Origin of the sequence: uncultured Roseicyclus sp. (assembly GCF_937892565.1) — a bacterium.
Classification (GTDB): domain Bacteria; phylum Pseudomonadota; class Alphaproteobacteria; order Rhodobacterales; family Rhodobacteraceae; genus Roseicyclus.
Window position 1 is genome coordinate 34,362 of record NZ_CALAHQ010000034.1, and the last position, 19,653, is coordinate 54,014.

The window sequence follows — 19,653 nt, forward strand, 5'->3', positions numbered from 1 at the left end:
CGAAAGATGAAGGGCGCGGGTCACTCGGCGGCCTCCAGCTTGAGAAGCGCGCGGCGGCGCAGCGGGCGGCTGAACAACCCCGCCAGATCGCCCGCCTGATCGTAGAAATGGACGGGCGTAAAGACCAGTTCGATGGCCCATTTGGTCGTCAGCCCCTCGGCCTCGAGCGGGTTGGCAAGGCCAAGGCCGCAAACCGTCAAATCGGGGCGCGCGGCGCGCACACGATCAAGCTGGCGGTCCACATCCTGCCCCTCGGAAATCGTGGGACCGGCCGGGATCAGATCCAGATCAGGGCCGACAAGCCCCTTGTGGATGAAGGGTTGGCCGATCTCGATCGCCTCCATTCCGCATTCGCGGGTCAAAAAGCGGGCCAGCGGAATTTCAAGCTGGCTGTCGGGCATGAAAAACACCGTTTTGCCCCGCAGATGTTCAGAGGCATTGGCAATCGCCGTGCGGGCACGGGCACGGGGCGCGGCGGTCACAGCTTCAAAGGTCGCGTCATCCACGCCGAACTCATTGGCGATGGCGCGCAGCCAAAGGGTTGTGCCTTCTTCCCCGAAGGGAAAGGGCGCCTCGATCATGCGCGCGCCACGGCGTTCCAGCGCGGCGGCGGTATCGCCCAGGAACGGCTGAAGGCAGGCAAAGACGGTGTTCGGCCCGACGCCGGGTGCCTGCGCCGACCGTGGCGCTGGCAACACGCGGATGGGCCCGATACCCATCTTGCCCAAAAGGCTGACCGCCTGATCTTCGACAACATCCGGCAGCGCACCCACGAGCAAAAGCTCGCGGTCCTCGGTCCCGGGGAGGACGGGAACCATCGAGGCGAGACAGGCATCTTCACCCTGGGTAAAGGTCGTCTCAATGCCACTGCCGGAATAGTTGAGCACCCGCACATGGGGCGCATGCAATTTGGTCAGCCGCTGTGCCGCGCGCGCCAGATCAAGCTTGATGACCTCGGACGGGCAGGAACCGACCAGAAACAGTTGTTTGATATCCGGACGGCGCGACAACAGGCGACCGACCTCGCGGTCAAGCTCTTCATTGGCGTCGGCCAAACCCGCCAGATCGGTTTCTTCCAGAATGGCGGTGCCAAAGCGCGGTTCGGCAAAGATCATCACGCCTGCCGCCGATTGCAGCAGATGCGCACAGGTGCGCGAACCGACGACAAGGAAAAACGCATCCTGCATCTTGCGATGCAGCCAGATGATGCCGGTCAGGCCGCAAAACACCTCGCGCTGGCCGCGCTCCTTCAGGATTGGCGTGTCGCGGCAGCTTGTGGCGGCAAGGACATTGGCGGGTTGGTTCATGACCGCCCCTCCGCATCCAGCCGCGCCATGCGCAGTTTCCAGATGAACTGGGCAGCGTTGAGCACATAGGCGGTGTAGGCGGCCAAGGCGATCCACATCTGATCGGCATGCGACCACCCCGCAATCAGCGCCCAGACATAGGCCAGATGCAACGCGATCACGAGAAAGCTGACGACGTCTTCCCAGAAAAACGCGTGCGCGAACAGGTATTGGCCAAACACCACCTTTTCCCAGATCGCGCCTGTTACCATGATCGTCAACAGGACCACGGTCTTGAGGATGATCGAAGCTGTTGCTGCGTCATATCCCGTGCCGGTCATCAAGAACCGCAGCACAAGACCCAAGGAAACAAGGAACACCACGAATTGCAGCGGCGCCAGCACGCCCTGCACGGTCGTCCAGATCGTGCTGTCCCGCCGCGCCCGTTCTTCGGAGGTGTAAAGCTGGCGTGACGGTACCGATGTCAGTGTTCCGGTCGGCATTCGCGTGTCGATTCCTTTGGACAGTGCTTAAAAGTTAGCCTTGCCAGCGGCAGAGTGTCAATTAAAACTTACACCTTGAGCGTCCAATTTGCTTGCAGCCGGGTGTTGAGGAAACACGGCGAAGCCTCCTGAAAATATTGCTTTTTCAGGGAAAACTTGCCTGAGGGCCCAGCGCTGGGGCGGTTGTTTTTGATGTCGTGTCAATTTACTTTGACACGATAAGCCGAATGCGCGACAATCTGGTCAATTCATCTGCTGCCCGACCGACGCGAGACGACATAACGACGTAGGCGGCGGCGCAAGCGGTGAGATCACATGACCAACGAACAGCACAGCACACCGGCAAGCCGGCAAGCCATTGAGGCCGCGGAAATCGCCCGGCTGGCGCGGCGCGCGATTGCCGTTCTGGCCGCGGACCGTCCGGGCCGGGCCGATGGCATCACACAACGCCTTGGGCAGTTGTGCGATGCCTTCTTGTCGCTTGATGAAGATGAGCGCCACGACATGGTGATGCGCTTGCGCCAGGATGGCGTTACGACACACGAGATCATCGACCATATCGTGCCCGCGGCAGCGGCCATGATGGGGGATCGCTGGTTTGCCGACGAGATCAGCTTTGCCCATGTGACCATCGGGGCGGCACGCCTGCAAGAAGCCGTGCGCGTTCTGGGGTGGCACGACCCCAGCCGGCATCATCGGCATGTCGCGGCGCCGGCCCTCTTGTTGATTATCCCGCGGGGGGAAGATCACACGCTGGGCGCCTTTGTGCTGGCCGATCAGCTGCGCCGCCGCGGTTATCAGGTGGACATGGCGATTGATCGATCTCCGCGCGAGGTTGCCGAGATGGTGCACAAGCGGCGCTACAGCATGGTCGGCATCACGGTATCAGGGCGCAGAACAATTGCGTCAGCAAGAGAATTGGTGGACATGATACGCCTCACCGTGACACGCGTGACACCGGTGGTTATCGGCGGTGCCATCCTCGACAAAGAGTATGACACGCTTACCTTGACAGGAGCGGATCATACCGCCCGGGATGCAGGATCGGCCCTGCGGCGGTGCGGTCTGGATCCGGTGGTGGCTACGGCATCGCCACAAGAACTGGTAGACGCCGCCGGCGCACGCATGGATCGGCTTTAGGGATATGGATCGTATGAACTCGCGCGGATCGGATTTCTGGGATCAGCCGTCGGCCCCGACCATCGGGCCGGAGCAGTTCAACGAGATCGTTACCACAGCCGCCGATCTTGCGCTTGTTCTCGATACCGGGGGCACGGTCAAATCCGTCATCGTCAACCCGCTGAACCCCACGATTGGGCGTCTGGACCATTGGAAAGACCGCGACATCCGCGACTTCATGGCCGAAGACAGCCTGTCCAAGCTGGAAGCACAGCTTGACGCGCATCGCCATGGCAAGAAAACCGCCGTCGACGCGATCGAGGTGAACCATTTCGACAATGCGAATTGGGAATTCCCGATCCGCTACACCGTGCACAAGACCAGCAACCCCGACATCATCTTGATGCTGGGTCGTGATCTGCGCCCCATCGCCGAATTGCAGCACCGTCTGGTCAAGGCACAGCTTGCGCTGGAAAAGGACTACGAGACCCACCGCGATTATGAAACGCGCTACCGCGTGATCATGGAAGCGGTGCGCGATGCGATGGTTCTGGTGGATGTATCATCGGGGCGGATCGTCGATCTGAATTCCGCCGCTGCCCGGATGTTGGGCACGGAAACCGAGGCGCTGACCGGAAGCGCCTTTACCCAGGAATTCGAAGGCCGCCGCCGCGGCGAATTCATCGAAAGTCTGGTTCATGCCGCCAGCGACGAGGCGGGCAGCTCGGTCATGGCCAAGACGCGGCGCGGCAAGCTGGATGTCGTGCTGCATCCCATCGTGTTCCGCGCGGCTGGCGATAAATCGCTGCTGTGTCGGGTCGAATCCGCAAAGACCGTGGAAACGGTGGCGGTCGAATTGTCGAAGACGCTGGCGCAGCTTTACCGCGAAGGCCCCGATGCCATCGTCATCACCGATGCCCATGGCACGATCCGTTCGGCCAATGACGCCTTTCTGAACCTGACGGATTCGGGGTCACTGACCGATGTGAAGGGCAAATCGCTTGGCGAGTTCTTGTCGCGCGGAAGCGTCGACCTCAAGGTGCTGACCGATAACGCCGCCCGATCCGGCAAGATGCGCATGTATGCCACGCGGCTGGAGGGGGCTTATGGCTCCCAATTGTCGGTAGAGCTTTCAGCGACCCATTTGAGCACGGCGGGCCAAAGCGGCTTTGCCTTCGTGATCCGCGACACCTCGCGGATGGAGGTGGTGCGCGAACCATCCGCGGCCTTGCCCGGACCCGGCCCGGTGTCGGACGATGCCATGCGCAATGTGATGGATCTGGTCGGTTCGGCCCCGCTCAAGGATATCGTGGCAGCAACCACCGATGTGGTCGAAAAGATGTGCATCGAAACCGCGGTCGAGCTGACCGACAACAACCGTGTTGCCGCGGCCGAGATGCTGGGCCTGTCGCGGCAATCGCTCTATGTGAAGCTGCGCAAATACGGGCTTTTGAGCAAAAGCGACCGCAGCGCGGCGGATTGATCCTTTCCACGACCGAGTGATCGTGCCCCTTTCGGGGGCGTTTCCGCATGTCGTAAGCTAGCCTTTACACTTGCCGACTCGTAAACTGTCAGGCTATGTTTACACTTATGAGTGTAACGACCGACCTCACCCCTGTCTCTGCTGCGCGATCATTGCCCGAACCTCGGGCGGTGTTGACGTTGCTCAAGCCGATCACATGGTTTCCGCCGATGTGGGCCTATCTGTGCGGGGCGGTTTCGGCCGGTGTGGCGCCAACGGGTCATTGGCTGATGCTGGTGTTGGGCGTTGTCCTTGCAGGGCCGATCGTCTGTGGCATGAGCCAGGCCGCGAATGACTGGTGCGACCGGCATGTGGATGCGATCAACGAACCCCACCGCCCGATCCCGTCGGGGCGGATTCCGGGACGTTGGGGCTTGTGGATCGCCATCGCCATGTCGGTGGCCGCCGCGCTGATCGGTCTGGCACTGGGGCCGTGGGGCTTTGGTGCGACGCTGGTCGCCATCGCAGCCGCCTGGGCCTATTCCGCGGAACCTGTCCGGCTCAAGCGCTCGGGCTGGTGGGGGCCGGGGCTGGTGGGGCTGTCTTACGAAAGCTTGCCATGGTTCACCGGGGCCGCCGTCTTGTCGATGGGCGCGCCAAGCTGGCCGGTGATCATTGTTGCGCTGCTTTACGGCATCGGCGCGCATGGGATCATGACGCTCAACGACTTCAAGGCGCTGGAAGGCGATCGGCAGATGGGGGTGAATTCGCTGCCCGTGACGCTGGGCCCCGAACGTGCGGCCAGGCTGGCCTGCATCGTGATGGCCGTGCCGCAAGCGATCGTGTTCTTGCTGCTATTCTTCGTTTGGGACCGCCCCCTTCACGGGCTGGCCATCGCGGCATCGTTGATTGCGCAAGCCTACGCGATGCAGGTCTTGCTGCGCGATCCCAAGGGCCGCGCGCCGTGGTATAACGGCGTGGGTGTCACGCTCTACGTGTCGGGCATGATGGTCACCGCCTTTGCCATCCGCAGTATGGAGGCATGGCCGTGACCCTGTCTTGGCTCCAGATCATGCGCCTTGGGCTTGTGCAGATGGCGCTCGGCGCCATCGTCGTGCTGACCACATCGACCCTGAACCGCCTGATGGTGGTCGAGCTTGCGCTTCCTGCGGTCTTGCCCGGGGCGCTGGTGGCGCTGCATTACGGCATCCAGATCACCCGACCCCAATGGGGCTATAGATCCGATACCGGCGGAAAGCGCACGCGCTGGATCATCGGCGGCATGGCCATTCTGGCGCTGGGCGGATTGTCGGCGGCTTGGGGCGTTGTGGTGATGGCCGATCAGCCCATGCTGGGCCTGATCATTTCGGTGTTGGCCTATGCCGCGATCGGGATGGGCGTCGGCGCATCGGGCACGTCGCTTCTGGCGCTGCTGGCAACCGCGACCGCGCCCCGGCGCAGACCCGCGGCGGCAACGATCACATGGCTGATGATGATTTTCGGCATCGCCATGACGGCTGGCGTGTCGGGACAATTCATCGATCCCTACACGCCTGCGCGCCTGATGGCTGTCGTGGCCGTGGTGACGTCTGGCGCCCTTGCGCTAACCTGTCTTGCGGTCTGGAAGCTCGAGGCGCGCGTGGTCGCGCAGCCCGAGGGCCCAAGCGCCCCGTTTCTGCAAGGCCTGCGCGAGATCTGGGCCGAACCAAAGGCGCGCATGTTCACGCTGTTCGTGTTCCTCAGCATGACCGCGTATTTCATGCAGGAGTTGATCCTTGAACCCTATGCCGGGCTTGTCTTTGGCTTTACCCCCGGCCAATCCACCACACTTTCCGGCGCCCAGAATGGTGGCGTGTTTCTGGGCATGGTGGTCGTCGGCGTGGCGGGGACCGCCTTGGGCCTTTTGACGTTGCGGGCCTGGGTGATCATCGGCTGCATCGGATCGGCGGGGGCGCTGATCGGCATTTCGGCGCTGGGCCACATCGGGCCGGGCGCGCCGCTGTTGCCCGCTGTGGTCGGGCTTGGCTTTTTCAACGGCATGTTCGCGGTCGCGGCCATCGGGTCGATGATGGCACTGGCCGGTGAGGGGCGCCACGCCCGCGAAGGCACACGGATGGGCCTTTGGGGGGCTGCACAGGCGATTGCCGCGGGTTTCGGCGGGCTGGCAGGGGCGGGTTTGGCTGATCTGGCCCGGCTTGTGACCAATGACGCATCGGCCTTTGGGGCCGTGTTCACATTCGAAGCGCTTCTTTATCTGGCCGCAGCCCTTATGGCGCTGCGCGTGATGGAGGGCGGGGTTTCCATGTCGCGGCAGACCGGCGCGACCGTTCCGGGGGAATGATCATGATCTACGATGTCGTTGTTGTGGGCGGTGGCCCCTCGGGTGCGACCGCCGCCGAAGATCTGGCGCGATCGGGGCACCGGGTGGCGTTGCTGGATCGCGCGGGGCGGATCAAGCCCTGTGGCGGTGCCATCCCACCCCGCCTGATCCGGGATTTCCAGATCCCCGAAGATCAGCTTGTGGCCAAGATCACGACGGCCCGCATGATCTCGCCCACCGGGCGGCGTGTCGACATCCCGATCGAGAACGGTTTTGTCGGCATGGTCGATCGCGAGGATTTCGATGAATTCCTGCGCGCGCGCGCCGCCTATGCCGGGGCCGAACGGCTGACCGGGACCTATACGAAAATCACCCGCGACCGTGACGGCACCCATGTGCATTACCGCGACAAGGCCAGCGGCGAGGATCGGGCGCTGACCACACGGATGGTCATCGGCGCCGATGGCGCGCGATCCAATGTGGCGCGAACCGAAATCAAGGATGGCGACAAGATCCCCTATGTGATCGCCTATCACGAGATCGTCGAAGCCCCCGGCCCGCGCGGTGATTACCACCCCGACCGCTGCGATGTGATCTATGACGGGCGCATCAGCCCCGATTTCTACGGCTGGGTGTTTCCGCATGGCAAATCGGCCTCGATCGGGATGGGCAGCTTTCTGCGCGAGGTCGATCTGAAGAAAGCCACCGCCGATCTGCGCGCGGCCAGTGGGCTGGCCGATTGCAAGACGATCCGCAAAGAGGGCGCCCCTATCCCGCTGAAGCCACTGGATGAATGGGACAATGGCCGCGACGTGGTTCTGGCAGGCGACGCGGCGGGCGTTGTGGCACCCTCCAGCGGCGAAGGCATCTATTACGCCATGGTCGGCGGGCGCGTGGCCGCGATTGCGGCGGCGACGAAACTTCAGACCGGCATGATCAAGGATCTGAAACTTGCGCGCAAACTGTTCATGCGCGACCATAAATCCGTCTTCAAGGTATTGGGCGCGATGCAGGATGCCTATTACAAATCCGATGAACGTCGCGAGCGCTTTGTATCGCTGTGCCATGACATCGATGTGCAGCGCCTGACCTTCGAGGCCTATATGAACAAGGAACTGGTCAAGGCGCGCCCCCTTGCCCATATCAAGATCGGCATCAAGAACCTTGCCCATCTGACCGGGCTGGTGGCGCCGACGCACATATGACCGACATGATCCCGGCCTGGGTGAACGGTACATTGACACCCGTTGAAAAACTGGAGGCCCATGTAAAGGGTCTTCGGCACAAGGCGATTTCCGTCTTTTTGATGCGGGGCGACAAGGTGCTGCTGCAACGGCGTGCCATGGGAAAATACCACACCCCTGGGCTTTGGGCGAACACCTGCTGCACCCATCCGCATTGGGGCGAAACGGCCCTTGATTGCGCCACGCGGCGGCTTGGGCAGGAGCTGGGCCTTGATGGCATCGCATTGCGGTTTCGCGACACGGTGGAATACCGCGCCGATGTGGGCGGCGGGCTGATCGAACATGAGGTGGTGGATATCTTTGTCGGCGAGTTGGCCGATGGCCATGAGCCGCAGCCCAACCCGGACGAGGTCATGGATACGATCTGGACGCCCCTTCCTGATCTTATGGAAGAAGTAGCCGTAAGGCCCTTGGGCTATACCCCTTGGCTGCAAATCTATCTGCGCGACCATGCAGGCGTGATTTTTCAGACCGCCTGAGCGGCGAAAAATCTGTTGCCCGCACCCTCAGGCGCGGGCTTTTCCATGCAAGCTTGCCACACCGATCGCATCAAGCGCCGCGTTCGCGATATCGGTCGCGGTCAGGCCGGCGTCGGCATACATATCCGCCGGGCTGGCTTGGTCGATGAACCGATCCGGCAGGCATAGTGTACGGATCGCCACACCGCGGTCCAGCTGGCCCGTGGCCGCCAGATGGTGCAGCACGATGGCACCAAAGCCCAGCATCGCGCCCTGTTCCACAGTGATCAGGGCCGAATGCTGCGCCACCAGGCGATCTATCAACGCACAATCAAGCGGCTTGGCAAAACGCGCATCGGCAATGGTTACGCTCAGACCCCGTGCCTCAAGCGCGCGGGCGGCATCTGTCGCCTCGGCCAGATGGGCGCCGAAACTCAGGATCGCGATATCGCGACCTTGTTGGATCACACGCCCCTTGCCGATCTCCAGCACCTCGCCCCGTTCGGGCATCGGCACGCCCGTGCCTTCGCCGCGCGGATAACGAAGCGCGATCGGGCCGCTGTCATGTGCGGCGGCCGTGGCCATCATATGCACCATCTCTGCCTCATCGGCACAGGCCATGACCGTCATGTTTGGAAGGGCCGCCAGAAAACCGATGTCGAACGCGCCCGCGTGGGTCGGCCCGTCGGCGCCAACCAGTCCGGCCCGGTCAATCATGAATCGCACGGGCAGATTTTGCAGCGCCACATCATGAACGATCTGATCATAGCCGCGCTGCAGAAAGCTGGAATAGATCGCGCAAAACGGCTTCATCCCGCCTGCTGCCATCCCGGCGGCAAAGGTCACGGCGTGCTGTTCGGCAATACCCACGTCAAAGACACGCCCCGGCATCGCCTTTTGCAAGATGTTGAGCCCCGTGCCGCCGGGCATGGCGGCGGTGATCCCGACGATGGCGCCATCGGATTGCGCGTGGCGTGTCAGGCATTCCCCAAACACATTCGTATAGGCAGGCGCGTTGGGAGTGGTTTTCTTTTGCACCCCGGTCGCCACATCGAACTTGTTTACACCGTGATAACAATCGGCTGATCGTTCGGCGGGCGCATAGCCCTTGCCCTTGACGGTCACCGCATGGATCAGAACCGGCCCGGTCGCCCGCGCCTTGGCCGACCGCAAAACATTCAACAACTGACCCATATCATGACCATCGACAGGGCCAATGTAGGTAAAGCCCAGATGCTCGAACAGCGTGGCGGATTTCTGCTGGCCCGTGACCAGTTCGCGCGCCCGCTCGGCCCCTTGACGCAACGGTTCGGGCAAATGCTGGGCCATGCCATCGGCAATATCCCTCAGCGCGGCAAGCGGCGAATTCTTGGCAAGCCCGGCCAGATAGCTTGACATCGCACCCGTCGGCGGCGCGATCGACATGTCGTTGTCATTGAGGATGACGAACAGACGCCGCCCGATATGGCCGGCATTGTTCAGCGCCTCATAGGCCATGCCCGCGCTGATTGACCCATCGCCGATGACCGCGATGGCATCACCCGTGGCTTGCCCCATCTCGCGCGCCATGGCAAATCCCAGCGCTGCGGAAATACTTGTAGAAGAATGGGCCGCGCCAAAAGGATCGTAATCGCTTTCCGAGCGTTTGGTGAACCCCGACAGACCATCCTTCTGGCGCAGCGTGCGGATGCGGTCGCGCCTGCCGGTGACGATCTTGTGGGGGTAGCATTGATGGCCCACATCCCAGACCAGCTTGTCATAGGGCGTGTTGAACACCGCATGAATGGCAACGGTCAGCTCCACCACGCCAAGCGATGAACCCAGATGACCGCCCGTTTCGGACACCGCCGAAATCGTTTCGGCGCGAAGCTCATCGGCACATTGCTTGAGCTGTGCATCGGTCAGGCGACGCAGGTCGGCGGGCCAGGTCACGCGGTCAAGAACGGGGGTGTGGGGTCTGTCGGTCATTTTGCTGGTCCTCCCGAACCGGCGGGTCAAGGACGAAAAAACCGCAGGCAGGGTCTGACCCGCCCGCCGTTTGAGTCACCTCACGAAGGGACGTAAGGGTCGGGATAAACCGGGGGCGGGGCCGCCCGCCCCCGGTCACATGGATTATGGGCCGCGGCCCGCATGGCCTACTCGAAGGCCGAGTAGTCCGGCGCACCGTCAAGAACGGCAAGCTCGGGCCAGTTGCGGATCACGTTCAAGCCATTGAGCGGCTGCTGCTCGCCCTGATGGCAGGTCCGGCAAGCCAGCTTGGGCACATCGGCATAGACAGGGCCAAGCCGCTCGGCTGGCAACACATCCTGAAGCGGCAAGATGTACTGGGCCAATGTTTCTTGAACCATGACGATGCCAAGGCTGGCTGTGGCCCATTGCGGGGTCACTTGGCCCGGATCATAGAAGGCGCGACTGTTGTGGCAGAAGACGCAGTTCACGCCCAATGAATTCGCGATGTAATTCATGAAGCCATAGGTGCGTTCGGCCTGCTGGATCAGCGGATCGCCCGGTTGTTGCTGAACGCGGCTTTCAAGGTCATGCACGCCGATATTGGCGTAGTTGCCGGCTTCGTCCGCCAGCAGATAGGTCTCCAGATAATCCGAGGGCAGCGAGGTGAAATTCGACACCATCGTCACCCGGTTCTGGTTGGCCGACCAGCCCGCCACGTTGGAATTGACCGGGCTGACCTTGAACCAGACATTGTTCGGCACGGCCTGACCGCGGTGACAGGTGTAGCAAGTCACCCCCACCTCGGCATTGGCCTGAACATGGCCGATCCAGTTCTGGTTGATGTTCTGGGTCATCTCGATCATCGAATAGGCGACTTGCGTCTGATAGCTGTCGTTACCGGGCGCAAGCAGATCAGGAATGCCCGTCCACTCACGCATGGCGGTGACCAGACGATCGTAGTTTTCCGGCGTCAGGTTGGCCAGCGAGGGGGGAACCCCCGCTGCATCGCCCATGACCGCCGCACCTTGGGCCGGAACGATCGGCTCAGAGGTGTAGAAACCCGCCACATCGGGATAAACCGCCAGATCGCTCACGAACTCCTGCACATGCATGCCGGTGCCGCGCGGGCCGGTCTGTTGGCTTTCGGTTTTGAAGGGCTGGCCGAAGGCCACGATCATGGCCGCCACGAACACCGCCGATCCCGCGACACCCACCGCAATGGCGGGGCCGAAGATATTGGTCGGGTTGTCCTTGTTCCAGTTGTCAAACCACTTGGGAAACATGGCTCAGTTACCTCCCGCCGGGACGCCGCCGAAATCCTGATAGGTGCCGTAAGCCTCGTAGCCATAGGCGCCCAGATATTCGGGTGCGAAGTTGTGTTCGATGGCCCAGATGAACCAGTTGTCCACGACAGTGCCGGTCAACAGGATACCGATGCCGCCGGTGATGGGCGTCAGAACCGCGAACCACCACGCCCAGCGATGGATACCTTCCATCGTGGCGTTGAAGCCCATGGTCCAGCGCCAGAACAGGCCAGCACGTTCGGATGCCGTACCGCGGTCATAGATCTGTTCCAGTTCCCGATCACCGCCATAGCGCGACACGGCCAGAATGGTCGCGCCATGCATCGCAAAGAGCAGGACAGAGCCATACAGGAACACGATCGAAAGCGCGTGGAACGGGTTGTAATAGAGGTTCCCGTAGCGGATCGAAAAGGCCGTGGTCCAATCAAGGTGCGGGAAGATGCCGTAGGGCACCGCCTCGCTCCACGATCCCATCAGGATGGGGCGGAACAGACCCAGCACAAGGAACAGCCAGATCGCCGCAAGAAAAGCCCAGGCGATATGCTTGCCCATCTTGTGCTGCGCAGCCAACAGATAGGTCCGCAGCCACCATGCCATCACCGAGATCAACAGAAAGAAGCTCGAGATGATGTACCAGCCACCATCATTGAGCGGCGGCATCGATAGCCCATGCTCTGGCCCCGGAGGTTCCAGCGCCAGCCAGAACAGCTGACGGACGAATTGGGTCAGCGACCAATCCACCTGGCTCAGCATGTTCAAGCCAACGATGTTGAACCACAAGGTGCCGGTGGCCAAGCTGATCAGACCCGCCCACCCCAGATAGATCGGGCCGATCTGCGCATTGCCGAGCCAACCGATCAGCGTCGAAAACGTCGCCTTTCTGGTCCGCTCGCCGCCGAGGATATTCTCGCCGGTCTGGGCCATGCCCATTTCGGGTTCGCCCTGCACCTGCACCTGAGTGAAGATGTTTTGATATTCGAAGTAGGCCATCAGTTGGTCCCTCCGGCGACGACGGGGGCGTTGGTCCCGTAGGTCTCAAGGAAAGTGGACGTGTGCACCGGGCCCGCATCGGGCCAGATCGGAAGGGTGAGCCACCAGTTCCACCACTCGGGCCAGCCAGAGGTCCAGACCGGGCCAGAGATGATGATGCAAACCGCACTCCAGAACCCGGCATTCAGCGCAAGGAGCAAGCCCACACGATGGATCCCCAAGGTGCCGATGGAATAGCCGATGAAGTCCCGGAAAAAGGTGTCTTCGTGATCCGGCGTCTTGGCTTCCTCGCCCTTTTCAGGGTTGGCCGCCGACAAGATCAGGCCCCCATGCAGCGCCAGCGCAAAGGTCGTCGCAAAGAAGAACGAGACCGCGATCATATGCGCCGGATTGTAGTGGAAGTGCAGATAGGAGTAGCCCACATTCGACACCCAATCGAGGTGGCTGAAGATGCCATAGGGGAACGCGTGCCCCCAGGCCCCCATCAAGAGCGGGCGGAATACGACCAGTGTCACATAGGCAAAAATCGCAAAGCCAAAGGCAAAGGGAACGTGGTACCCCATGCCCAGCTTGCGGCTGATCTCGACCTCGCGCAGCGCCCAGGACACAAAGGCCCCGATCGCGCAGAAGGTGATGATCTGCCAAAGACCGCCCTCCATGAGCGGTGCGAACCCAAGCCCATAGCTCAGGTCAGGGGGCGCGATGTTGATGGTCCAGGGGTTGAAGTTGCCATCCATGGCAGCGCCCCAGAAAATCAGGATCGTCCCCAACAAGGCGAAAAAGGCTGTCGTGACCCCGAAAAAGCCCACGTAAAACGGGCCAACCCAGAAGTCGAACAGATCGCCGCCAATCAGCGTCCCTCCGCGGACGCGATACTTTTTTTCGAAGCTAAGCAAAGCCATGCGTCTGTCTCCGCGTTCGGCGGCGTCAACGGGCAGTGCCGGTCAGCCGTCAATGAATTCGGTCGGATCGCTGCGGGCGAGACACGCTCATGCACCGCCCGCAGCAAAGGTCGCCGCGCCAGCATCTGGCGCGGGGCTTCGGATCAGCCGCCAAACCCTGCGGTTGCAGCAGCGGATTCGAACCAGTTCAGACCGGACGACAAAACCACGAGGTGGATCATCGCCGCGAGAAGGAACAGAAAGACACCCTGTGCCACGAACACGCGGCGGGGGTCGAAAATGAGCCAGATCTTGTAGAACTTAGCCATGATGTTGCTCCTTCCTCAGAACCAGGGCGCCCAGATGTACGTGGCGAGATGAGCTACCAGGGCGACGGCCGCAAACAGCCAGAGCCCGCTCATGTACACCGCGTGCAGCTCTTGCGCCTGCTCGTCGGTAAGACCCGTGAAGGACAGGTCGGAATTATCAGCCATTAACTTTCCTCCGGAACGTTAGACCGATGCCGCGAACCCCGCGGCCGGGCCCCGACAAGGCCTCATTGCCCTGTCGGCCATTCACCCCATCCCGATCGCTCGAAATGCGGTAAATTCTCTATCGGCTCCGGTCGTCACGCCGAGTGTTCTGTGGTGGCTCCCCCCGCCCGCCTGTGGTCTGACGACAGGCTGTGTTGGGCGGGTTCAAGCCGGATCAGGCGGAAAAGATCATCGGTGTGATGATCCGGGCCTGGCTCCAGGCCCGTTTGACCGGGCCCTTATCCGTCAGACTTCCCGTGCGAATCGCAGCCAACGCCCATGTCAGGGTCGCCAGCGGCAATGTCGCCAGGAAGATGATTGCGAAATAGACCATGAATTCGGCCTTGGGCGTCTTGTGCCGCGCGACCGGATGGTCGGAGGTGAAGTCCGTCATCTTTCCTCTCCCTCGTTGAACTCGAACCCGGCCGGCGCCAAGGCACGGACGGTATGCTTCATCACCCGCTCTGCCCCGCTGGCGAGCGCCGTCTTTTCGGCGGCATCCCTCAGCGTCTTGGCGGCGGAAATACGGGTCAAAATCGGATGCTCGGCCACGATGCGATCCAATAGCGCCTGCGCGTCGGCATCCCACGGGAAATCCCGGCGCAGCGTGGTGGGTGTGGCCTCAAGGCTGTCCATCTGGCTGCCCAAGGGCAGGATGTGGAACAGCGCATCGAACAGGCCGTTGCAGACCTCTTGCAACATGTAGGTCGCGCCCGCATAGCCCATGAAGGGCGTGCCGGTCGCGCGCCGGATCGCGGCACCCGGAAAGCTCGCGGGAATAAAGGCCGGCTTGGGCCCATGCCCCGCCGCCATCTCGGCCAGATACATCTTTTCGTTGATTGACCCCATCAAGATCAGCGGCCGCTTCTGGGTCACCAGCGCGCGCACCTGATCATTGTCGGTCTTGCGCCCCGCCACCCGCGCCACCGCAAAGGCGCAGGGCAGGCCCAGATCGGTTTCCAGAAACTGCCGCACGCCACGGGCATAGGTTTCATTGGCCACGATGCCAAAGCTGGCGGTGGCAAAGAAATCCTGCGTGACCGACCGCCACAGATCCCAGACCGGCTTGATTGTGGAATGCTTCTCACGCGCGATGAAAGGCTCAGGATCAAGCGCCAGCAATTCACCCAGCTTGCGCAGGAATTTGGTGGTGCTTTCCACCCCGATGGGCGCTTGCAGATAGGGCTTGCCCAGAACTTCGCACAGGCCCCGGCCAAATTCGCGGTACATGCAGATATTCACATCCGCATTCACAAGGTTGCGCATCTCGGCCAGATGGCTGCCCAGGGGCATGACCATGTTGACCTCGGCCCCGATGCCTTCAACCAGACGCCGGATCTCGTGCAGATCGGAGGGCATGTTGAACGTGCCATACATCGGCCCAAGGATGTTGACGCGCGGCGCGGCACCCGGATCACGCGGCTTTTCGGGCGGCATGCGCCCCTTGGTCATGCCGAATTCGGTAAAGATCCACGTCATCGCGCGGTCAGCGGTCTGCCACTGATCCTCGTCGATGGTGCGCGGCAAGAACCGCTGGATGTTGGTGCCCATCGGCGTCACGCCGCCGCCGATCATCTCGGCGATGGAGCCGGTGACAACGACCGAAGGCAAAGCCGGGTCCAGCACACCCCAGGCGCGCTTCATCGCGCCCTCGGTGCCGTCGCGGCCCAGTTCTTCTTCGCCCAGACCCGTGGTCACGATGGGCAATTCATGCGGCGGCAATCCGTCGGTGTAATGCAGCACCGATGTCACGGGCAGGTTTTCACACCCCACCGGGCCATCGATGACAACCTGAAGCCCCTTGACGGCGGTAAAGGCATAAACTGCCCCCCAGTAGCCTCCGGCGCGATCGTGATCCTGGATCAGCATGACGGCGCCCCCGTCTTTGCTTTGCAAATACTCCGGGGGGCTGGCCCCCCGGCTGGGTCGGCCCGCAGGGCCGAAACCCTATGAAAAACTGCGCTCATATCATCTGCTCCGCGGCGGCCGCACGCGCGGCCTTGTCGAGCTTTTTCTGATACGCGGCGCGGAAATCGGGCCGAAGATTCGGCGCGCCTTCCCAGATGCCGGCGGTATCGCCTTCGCCCACGCCTTCGAAAAAGTCGCGCATATGATCCATGCGGCCCTTGTTGGCCATGGCGGCGTTGACAACCTGGCCAAGCGATCCGGCACCGGCCGGGCCCATCAGCGGGCGGGCCGAAATCAGGTTGGTGAAATAGAGCGACGGGATGCCCATTTCCTTGCCCTTTTGCACCACAGGGGTGGTACCGATAGCGAGGTCAGGCTTGATGGCCTCCATCGCGGCGCAATCATCCTCAAGGCTGGCGCGGAACTTGATCTTGACGCCGCGCGCCTCGAGCCAGTCGATATCAGGGGCGGACCATTTCGTCCGGGGGCAGGCGCTGCCGACATAGGGCACATCGGCGCCGCTTTCGATCAAGAGCCGCGCAACCAGCAATTCGGATCCTTCATAGCCCGACAGGGTGATCGTGCCCTTGATCGGATTTGCCTCCAGCCCGGCCTTGATCGCAGGCAAGAACGCGTTCTGAGCGGCGGCAATTTTTGCACGATCAACGCCATAGGCCGCCCCGATCGCAGCCAGCCAGGCGGCGGTGCCATCATGGCCCACCGGGGCCGAACCCACGATGGTGCGGCCTGCCGCCTCGAACTCGCGGATGGCGGCGGTGTAGAACGGGTGGATCGCCGCAACAACCTGGCTATCCAAAGCAGAATAGAGCTCGCGCCACTCTCGGCAGGGAACGACCGGACCTGCCGCCAGACCGAGTGGCGCGAGCATCCCTCCAATACCCAATGGGTCTGCAGGGAACATTTCGCCCAACAATGTCACTGTCGGACGATCGGATTTGCCCGAGACGGGGGCTTGCACGGGGCCAGCCTCCACTTCCTTGCGGGCATAATTGAGCATGGCACCTGCCAAGACATCCTTGGCTTCGGCATGGGTGGGGATGCCGAAACCGGGCACATCGATGCCCACGATCCGGACCCCGTTGATCTCATTTGGAAGCAACCGAAGCGGCACGCCCGATGCTGTGGGAACGCACAGGTTCGTCACCACGATGGCGTCATAGCGTTCCGGATCGGCCATGTCGTGGACCGCTTCGCGGATATCCTCGAACAGCTTGCCGGTGACCAGCGTCTCCGAATTGAACGGCACATAACCGACCGACCGGCGCGCGCCGTAGAAATGCGACACAAAGGTCAGCCCATAGACGCAACAGGCCGAACCGCTCAGCACGGTGGCGGTGCGGCGCATCCGCAGACCCACCCGCAGGCTGCCGAACGCCGGGCACATGGATTGCGGCTTGTCATGGGGACCTTGGGGATAATCCTTGGCGTATTGGTCAAGGATCTCGGATTTGCCCGCCATCCGGGCGGCCTTTTCCATTTCCCCGGCCCCGGCATGGCATCCCATGCCATCCCCGCCCTGCGGTGCGGATCCCGTCGGGATGGCGTCAACGACGGCCTCGCCCCGGATCACCGGGGCCTCGGCCGTGTCGTCGTAGCGCACTTCTCTGAGATCATCGGCCATCGGTTCACGCCTCGTCGTAGATGACTTCGAGGGATGGCTTGGCCACGGCATTCTTGCCGCGCATGTCGATGTCGCTTGCGGGCTCCAGCGTGATGCCAGCGCCGGTTTCCGATCCATCGAACAGCTGCAACAGCTGATCTTGCGACAGCGCCACGGGCTTCATCGGCGGGGCCACCGCCACATTGTCGCCCAACATGGCAAACAGGCTGCCCCATTCGCTTTCAGCGGTGCCGACGATCTGATAATTCGCCGACTTCTTGCGCAGGTCGTCATTTTGCGGGATTGCGGCCAGGATCGGGATGCCAACAGCCTGCGCAAAGGCCTGCGCCTCGCCCGAGCCGTCATCCTTGTTGATGACCAGACCGGCCACACCGACATTGCCGCCAAGCTTGCGGAAATATTCGACCGCCGAGCAGACGTTGTTGGCCACATAAAGGGATTGCAGGTCGTTGGATGCGACCAGGATCACCTTTTGCGCCATGTCGCGCGCGATGGGCAATCCAAAGCCGCCGCACACCACGTCGCCCAGAAAGTCGAGCAAGACATAGTCGAAATCCCAGTCATGGAAGCCCAGCTTTTCGAGCAGCTCGAAGCCATGGATGATCCCGCGACCGCCACAGCCGCGGCCGACCTCGGGCCCGCCCAGTTCCATCGCGAAAACACCGCCGCGCTTGAAGCAGACATCGCCGATCTTCACTTCCTCGCCTGCCAGTTTCTTCTGGGTCGAGGTTTCGATGATCGTGGGGCAGGCCTTGCCGCCGAACAAAAGGCTGGTGGTATCGGATTTCGGGTCGCAGCCGATCAGCAGCACACGCTTGCCCTGTTCAGCCATCATGTGGCTGAGGTTGGCCAGCGTAAAGGATTTGCCGATGCCGCCCTTGCCATAGATGGCAATGATCTGGGTTTTCTTGGTCGGCTCGCCCTGCGGCACCTCCAGCGTGGGCTCGGCGGCTTCTTCGCGCAATTTGGCGTCGTAATCGCGCAGGTTCGGAACATCGAGGCTCATGCGGCGTTCTCCCAGTTCAGGATCATTTTCAGACAAGCCGGATCTTCGAACGCGGTCTGATACGCACCCTTGGCCTGATCTGCTGTTGCGGTGTGTGTGATCAGCCCCGACAGGCTGAGCGCACCGTGGTCGATCAGGTCGCGGGTCGCGACCAGATCTTGACGCGTCCATTCCGCCGCGATGCGGAAGCGGGCTTCGCGCAGAAATGCCGGCGGAAAGGAAAACTGAAGCGGCTCGGGATAAAACCCGGCCAGAACGATTTCGCCACCCTTGGCCAGACGGCCAACCATCGTATCCAAGAGCGACGACACGCCCGATGCGTCGTAGATGCAGCGATAATCACGCCGCGGGTCGGCATCAGGGTGGATCACGCTATAGCCGGTGGCACCCGATTGGCGGTCCTGGTTGATTTCCCAAACGGTGGGGGCCGCGCCGCCTGCTGCGATCGTCAAGCGCGCCAACAAGCGGCCAAAGACGCCATGCCCGATGATCAATTCGGGAAGCTGTGTGTTCATGCCCGCAAGCGCGTGACGTGCGGTTGCCGCCAAAGCCAAAAGCGCGCCTTCGGCCCCCAGGGCGGGGTCGATCCGCACCACGCGATCGGCGCTGGTCACCAGACGGCCCGCGGCACCACCAAACAGGCCCCGAACATCGCCAAAGCAATTGGCGCCGGGCACAAAGACCCTATCGCCGGGCTTGAAGCCCGTGCCGGGGGCGGCCTCGACCACCTCGCCTGCGGCCTCGTAGCCGGGCACCAGCGGATAACCCATACCGGGAAACGGTGGCATCTGGCCCGACCAGAACAGTTTCTCGGTGCCGGTGGAAATGCCCGAGTGGCGCACATCAACCACAAGCTCGCCCAGAGCCGGATCGGTCAAGGCGACTTCGCCCAGTCCGAGGGCCTTGGGGCCTTGCAGTATGACGGCGGTCGTTCTCACGAGGGTCTTTTCCGATCTTTTTGCAGGCAGGTCAGGGAATCTGACACCCACCGCAACTCGACTGTCAGTTTATCCTGACACTTTTTTATGTCAATCCAAATAGACATAA

The 19,653-nt window shown here is 62.1% G+C and carries 20 protein-coding genes; 6 read left to right on the forward strand and 14 right to left on the reverse strand.

Annotated features, from left to right (window positions below):
• Window positions 1-20: 20 nt before the first annotated feature.
• The 3 genes from Q0094_RS04760 to Q0094_RS04770 form a co-directional block, all read right to left on the reverse strand.
• Window positions 21-1,307, reverse strand: coding sequence for a ferredoxin:protochlorophyllide reductase (ATP-dependent) subunit N (locus tag Q0094_RS04760; RefSeq protein WP_297615787.1), 1,287 nt, complete (start codon window positions 1,305-1,307; stop codon window positions 21-23).
• Entirely contained in the window at window positions 1,304-1,789 is a 486-nt protein-coding gene (gene bchF / locus Q0094_RS04765; RefSeq protein WP_297615789.1) for a 2-vinyl bacteriochlorophyllide hydratase, read from the reverse strand. Before bchF ends, Q0094_RS04760 begins: the two co-directional genes overlap by 4 nt.
• Before the next feature lie 243 nt (window positions 1,790-2,032).
• Window positions 2,033-2,347, reverse strand: coding sequence for a hypothetical protein (locus Q0094_RS04770; protein ID WP_297615888.1), 315 nt, complete (start codon window positions 2,345-2,347; stop codon window positions 2,033-2,035).
• Here Q0094_RS04770 and Q0094_RS04775 point away from each other — a divergent pair.
• The 6 genes from Q0094_RS04775 (at window position 2,300) to idi (ending at window position 8,413) form a co-directional block, all read left to right on the forward strand.
• Entirely contained in the window at window positions 2,300-2,929 is a 630-nt protein-coding gene (locus Q0094_RS04775; RefSeq protein ID WP_297615876.1) for a B12-binding domain-containing protein, read from the forward strand. The two genes, Q0094_RS04770 and Q0094_RS04775, sit on opposite strands and share 48 nt — an antisense overlap.
• Before the next feature lie 4 nt (window positions 2,930-2,933).
• A complete protein-coding gene (ppsR, locus tag Q0094_RS04780) occupies window positions 2,934-4,391 on the forward strand; it encodes a transcriptional regulator PpsR (RefSeq protein WP_297615791.1) in 1,458 nt (485 codons plus the stop codon).
• A gap of 107 nt (window positions 4,392-4,498) precedes the next feature.
• Entirely contained in the window at window positions 4,499-5,422 is a 924-nt protein-coding gene (gene chlG / locus Q0094_RS04785) for a chlorophyll synthase ChlG (protein ID WP_297615793.1), read from the forward strand.
• Entirely contained in the window at window positions 5,419-6,711 is a 1,293-nt protein-coding gene (locus Q0094_RS04790) for a BCD family MFS transporter (protein WP_297615878.1), read from the forward strand. Before chlG ends, Q0094_RS04790 begins: the two co-directional genes overlap by 4 nt.
• Before the next feature lie 2 nt (window positions 6,712-6,713).
• The gene (locus tag Q0094_RS04795; RefSeq protein WP_297615795.1) at window positions 6,714-7,895 is read left to right on the forward strand and encodes a geranylgeranyl diphosphate reductase; all 1,182 of its coding nucleotides are present in this window, start codon (window positions 6,714-6,716) and stop codon (window positions 7,893-7,895) included.
• Window positions 7,892-8,413 (forward strand): isopentenyl-diphosphate Delta-isomerase, encoded by a 522-nt coding sequence (gene idi, locus Q0094_RS04800; protein ID WP_297615797.1) that lies wholly within the window; start codon window positions 7,892-7,894, stop codon window positions 8,411-8,413. Before Q0094_RS04795 ends, idi begins: the two co-directional genes overlap by 4 nt.
• Before the next feature lie 27 nt (window positions 8,414-8,440).
• On the opposite strand, the gene dxs is transcribed toward idi, so the two are convergent.
• The 11 genes from dxs to bchC all read right to left on the reverse strand — a co-directional run bounded on the left by dxs (window position 8,441) and on the right by bchC (window position 19,544).
• On the reverse strand, window positions 8,441-10,360 hold the full coding sequence (gene dxs, locus Q0094_RS04805) for a 1-deoxy-D-xylulose-5-phosphate synthase (protein ID WP_297615799.1): 1,920 nt from the start codon (window positions 10,358-10,360) through the stop codon (window positions 8,441-8,443).
• Window positions 10,361-10,527: 167 nt separating this feature from the next.
• The gene (gene pufC / locus Q0094_RS04810; protein WP_297615801.1) at window positions 10,528-11,625 is read right to left on the reverse strand and encodes a photosynthetic reaction center cytochrome PufC; all 1,098 of its coding nucleotides are present in this window, start codon (window positions 11,623-11,625) and stop codon (window positions 10,528-10,530) included.
• Between the two features lie 3 nt (window positions 11,626-11,628).
• Window positions 11,629-12,636, reverse strand: a complete 1,008-nt coding sequence (pufM, locus tag Q0094_RS04815; RefSeq protein ID WP_297615803.1) for a photosynthetic reaction center subunit M — start codon at window positions 12,634-12,636, stop codon at window positions 11,629-11,631.
• The gene (pufL, locus tag Q0094_RS04820) at window positions 12,636-13,538 is read right to left on the reverse strand and encodes a photosynthetic reaction center subunit L (RefSeq protein ID WP_297615805.1); all 903 of its coding nucleotides are present in this window, start codon (window positions 13,536-13,538) and stop codon (window positions 12,636-12,638) included. The genes pufM and pufL overlap by 1 nt, the downstream gene beginning before the upstream one ends.
• Before the next feature lie 143 nt (window positions 13,539-13,681).
• Window positions 13,682-13,846 (reverse strand): light-harvesting antenna LH1, alpha subunit, encoded by a 165-nt coding sequence (pufA, locus tag Q0094_RS04825; protein ID WP_109666569.1) that lies wholly within the window; start codon window positions 13,844-13,846, stop codon window positions 13,682-13,684.
• Window positions 13,847-13,861: 15 nt separating this feature from the next.
• Window positions 13,862-14,011 carry a light-harvesting antenna LH1, beta subunit gene (gene pufB / locus Q0094_RS04830; protein WP_213684747.1) on the reverse strand — a complete coding sequence of 50 codons (150 nt, stop codon included), beginning with the start codon at window positions 14,009-14,011 and terminating at the stop codon, window positions 13,862-13,864.
• A gap of 214 nt (window positions 14,012-14,225) precedes the next feature.
• A complete protein-coding gene (gene pufQ, locus Q0094_RS04835) occupies window positions 14,226-14,444 on the reverse strand; it encodes a cytochrome PufQ (RefSeq protein WP_297615811.1) in 219 nt (72 codons plus the stop codon).
• Window positions 14,441-15,919, reverse strand: a complete 1,479-nt coding sequence (gene bchZ / locus Q0094_RS04840; RefSeq protein ID WP_297615813.1) for a chlorophyllide a reductase subunit Z — start codon at window positions 15,917-15,919, stop codon at window positions 14,441-14,443. Before bchZ ends, pufQ begins: the two co-directional genes overlap by 4 nt.
• 94 nt (window positions 15,920-16,013) lie before the next feature.
• Complete coding sequence (bchY, locus tag Q0094_RS04845; protein WP_297615815.1) at window positions 16,014-17,600, reverse strand: chlorophyllide a reductase subunit Y; 1,587 nt, start codon at window positions 17,598-17,600, stop codon at window positions 16,014-16,016.
• A gap of 4 nt (window positions 17,601-17,604) precedes the next feature.
• Window positions 17,605-18,606 carry a chlorophyllide a reductase iron protein subunit X gene (locus Q0094_RS04850; protein ID WP_297615817.1) on the reverse strand — a complete coding sequence of 334 codons (1,002 nt, stop codon included), beginning with the start codon at window positions 18,604-18,606 and terminating at the stop codon, window positions 17,605-17,607.
• Window positions 18,603-19,544: a chlorophyll synthesis pathway protein BchC gene (gene bchC / locus Q0094_RS04855; RefSeq protein WP_297615819.1), complete on the reverse strand. Its 942-nt coding sequence runs from the start codon at window positions 19,542-19,544 to the stop codon at window positions 18,603-18,605. The genes Q0094_RS04850 and bchC overlap by 4 nt, the downstream gene beginning before the upstream one ends.
• Window positions 19,545-19,653 lie beyond the last annotated feature (109 nt).

Bases quoted from the DNA above. Each gene is read 5' to 3' on its own strand.
- Q0094_RS04760 (WP_297615787.1), bottom strand. From the start codon at position 1,307: ATGAACCAACCCGCCAATGTCCTTGCCGCCACAAGCTGCCGCGACACG.
- bchF (WP_297615789.1), bottom strand. From the start codon at position 1,789: ATGCCGACCGGAACACTGACATCGGTACCGTCACGCCAGCTTTACACC.
- Q0094_RS04775 (WP_297615876.1), top strand. From the start codon at position 2,300: ATGCGCTTGCGCCAGGATGGCGTTACGACACACGAGATCATCGACCAT.
- Q0094_RS04770 (WP_297615888.1), bottom strand. From the start codon at position 2,347: ATGGTCGATGATCTCGTGTGTCGTAACGCCATCCTGGCGCAAGCGCAT.
- ppsR (WP_297615791.1), top strand. From the start codon at position 2,934: ATGGATCGTATGAACTCGCGCGGATCGGATTTCTGGGATCAGCCGTCG.
- chlG (WP_297615793.1), top strand. From the start codon at position 4,499: ATGAGTGTAACGACCGACCTCACCCCTGTCTCTGCTGCGCGATCATTG.
- Q0094_RS04795 (WP_297615795.1), top strand. From the start codon at position 6,714: ATGATCTACGATGTCGTTGTTGTGGGCGGTGGCCCCTCGGGTGCGACC.
- idi (WP_297615797.1), top strand. From the start codon at position 7,892: ATGACCGACATGATCCCGGCCTGGGTGAACGGTACATTGACACCCGTT.
- dxs (WP_297615799.1), bottom strand. From the start codon at position 10,360: ATGACCGACAGACCCCACACCCCCGTTCTTGACCGCGTGACCTGGCCC.
- pufC (WP_297615801.1), bottom strand. From the start codon at position 11,625: ATGTTTCCCAAGTGGTTTGACAACTGGAACAAGGACAACCCGACCAAT.
- pufM (WP_297615803.1), bottom strand. From the start codon at position 12,636: ATGGCCTACTTCGAATATCAAAACATCTTCACTCAGGTGCAGGTGCAG.
- pufL (WP_297615805.1), bottom strand. From the start codon at position 13,538: ATGGCTTTGCTTAGCTTCGAAAAAAAGTATCGCGTCCGCGGAGGGACG.
- pufA (WP_109666569.1), bottom strand. From the start codon at position 13,846: ATGGCTAAGTTCTACAAGATCTGGCTCATTTTCGACCCCCGCCGCGTG.
- pufB (WP_213684747.1), bottom strand. From the start codon at position 14,011: ATGGCTGATAATTCCGACCTGTCCTTCACGGGTCTTACCGACGAGCAG.
- pufQ (WP_297615811.1), bottom strand. From the start codon at position 14,444: ATGACGGACTTCACCTCCGACCATCCGGTCGCGCGGCACAAGACGCCC.
- bchZ (WP_297615813.1), bottom strand. From the start codon at position 15,919: ATGCTGATCCAGGATCACGATCGCGCCGGAGGCTACTGGGGGGCAGTT.
- bchY (WP_297615815.1), bottom strand. From the start codon at position 17,600: ATGGCCGATGATCTCAGAGAAGTGCGCTACGACGACACGGCCGAGGCC.
- Q0094_RS04850 (WP_297615817.1), bottom strand. From the start codon at position 18,606: ATGAGCCTCGATGTTCCGAACCTGCGCGATTACGACGCCAAATTGCGC.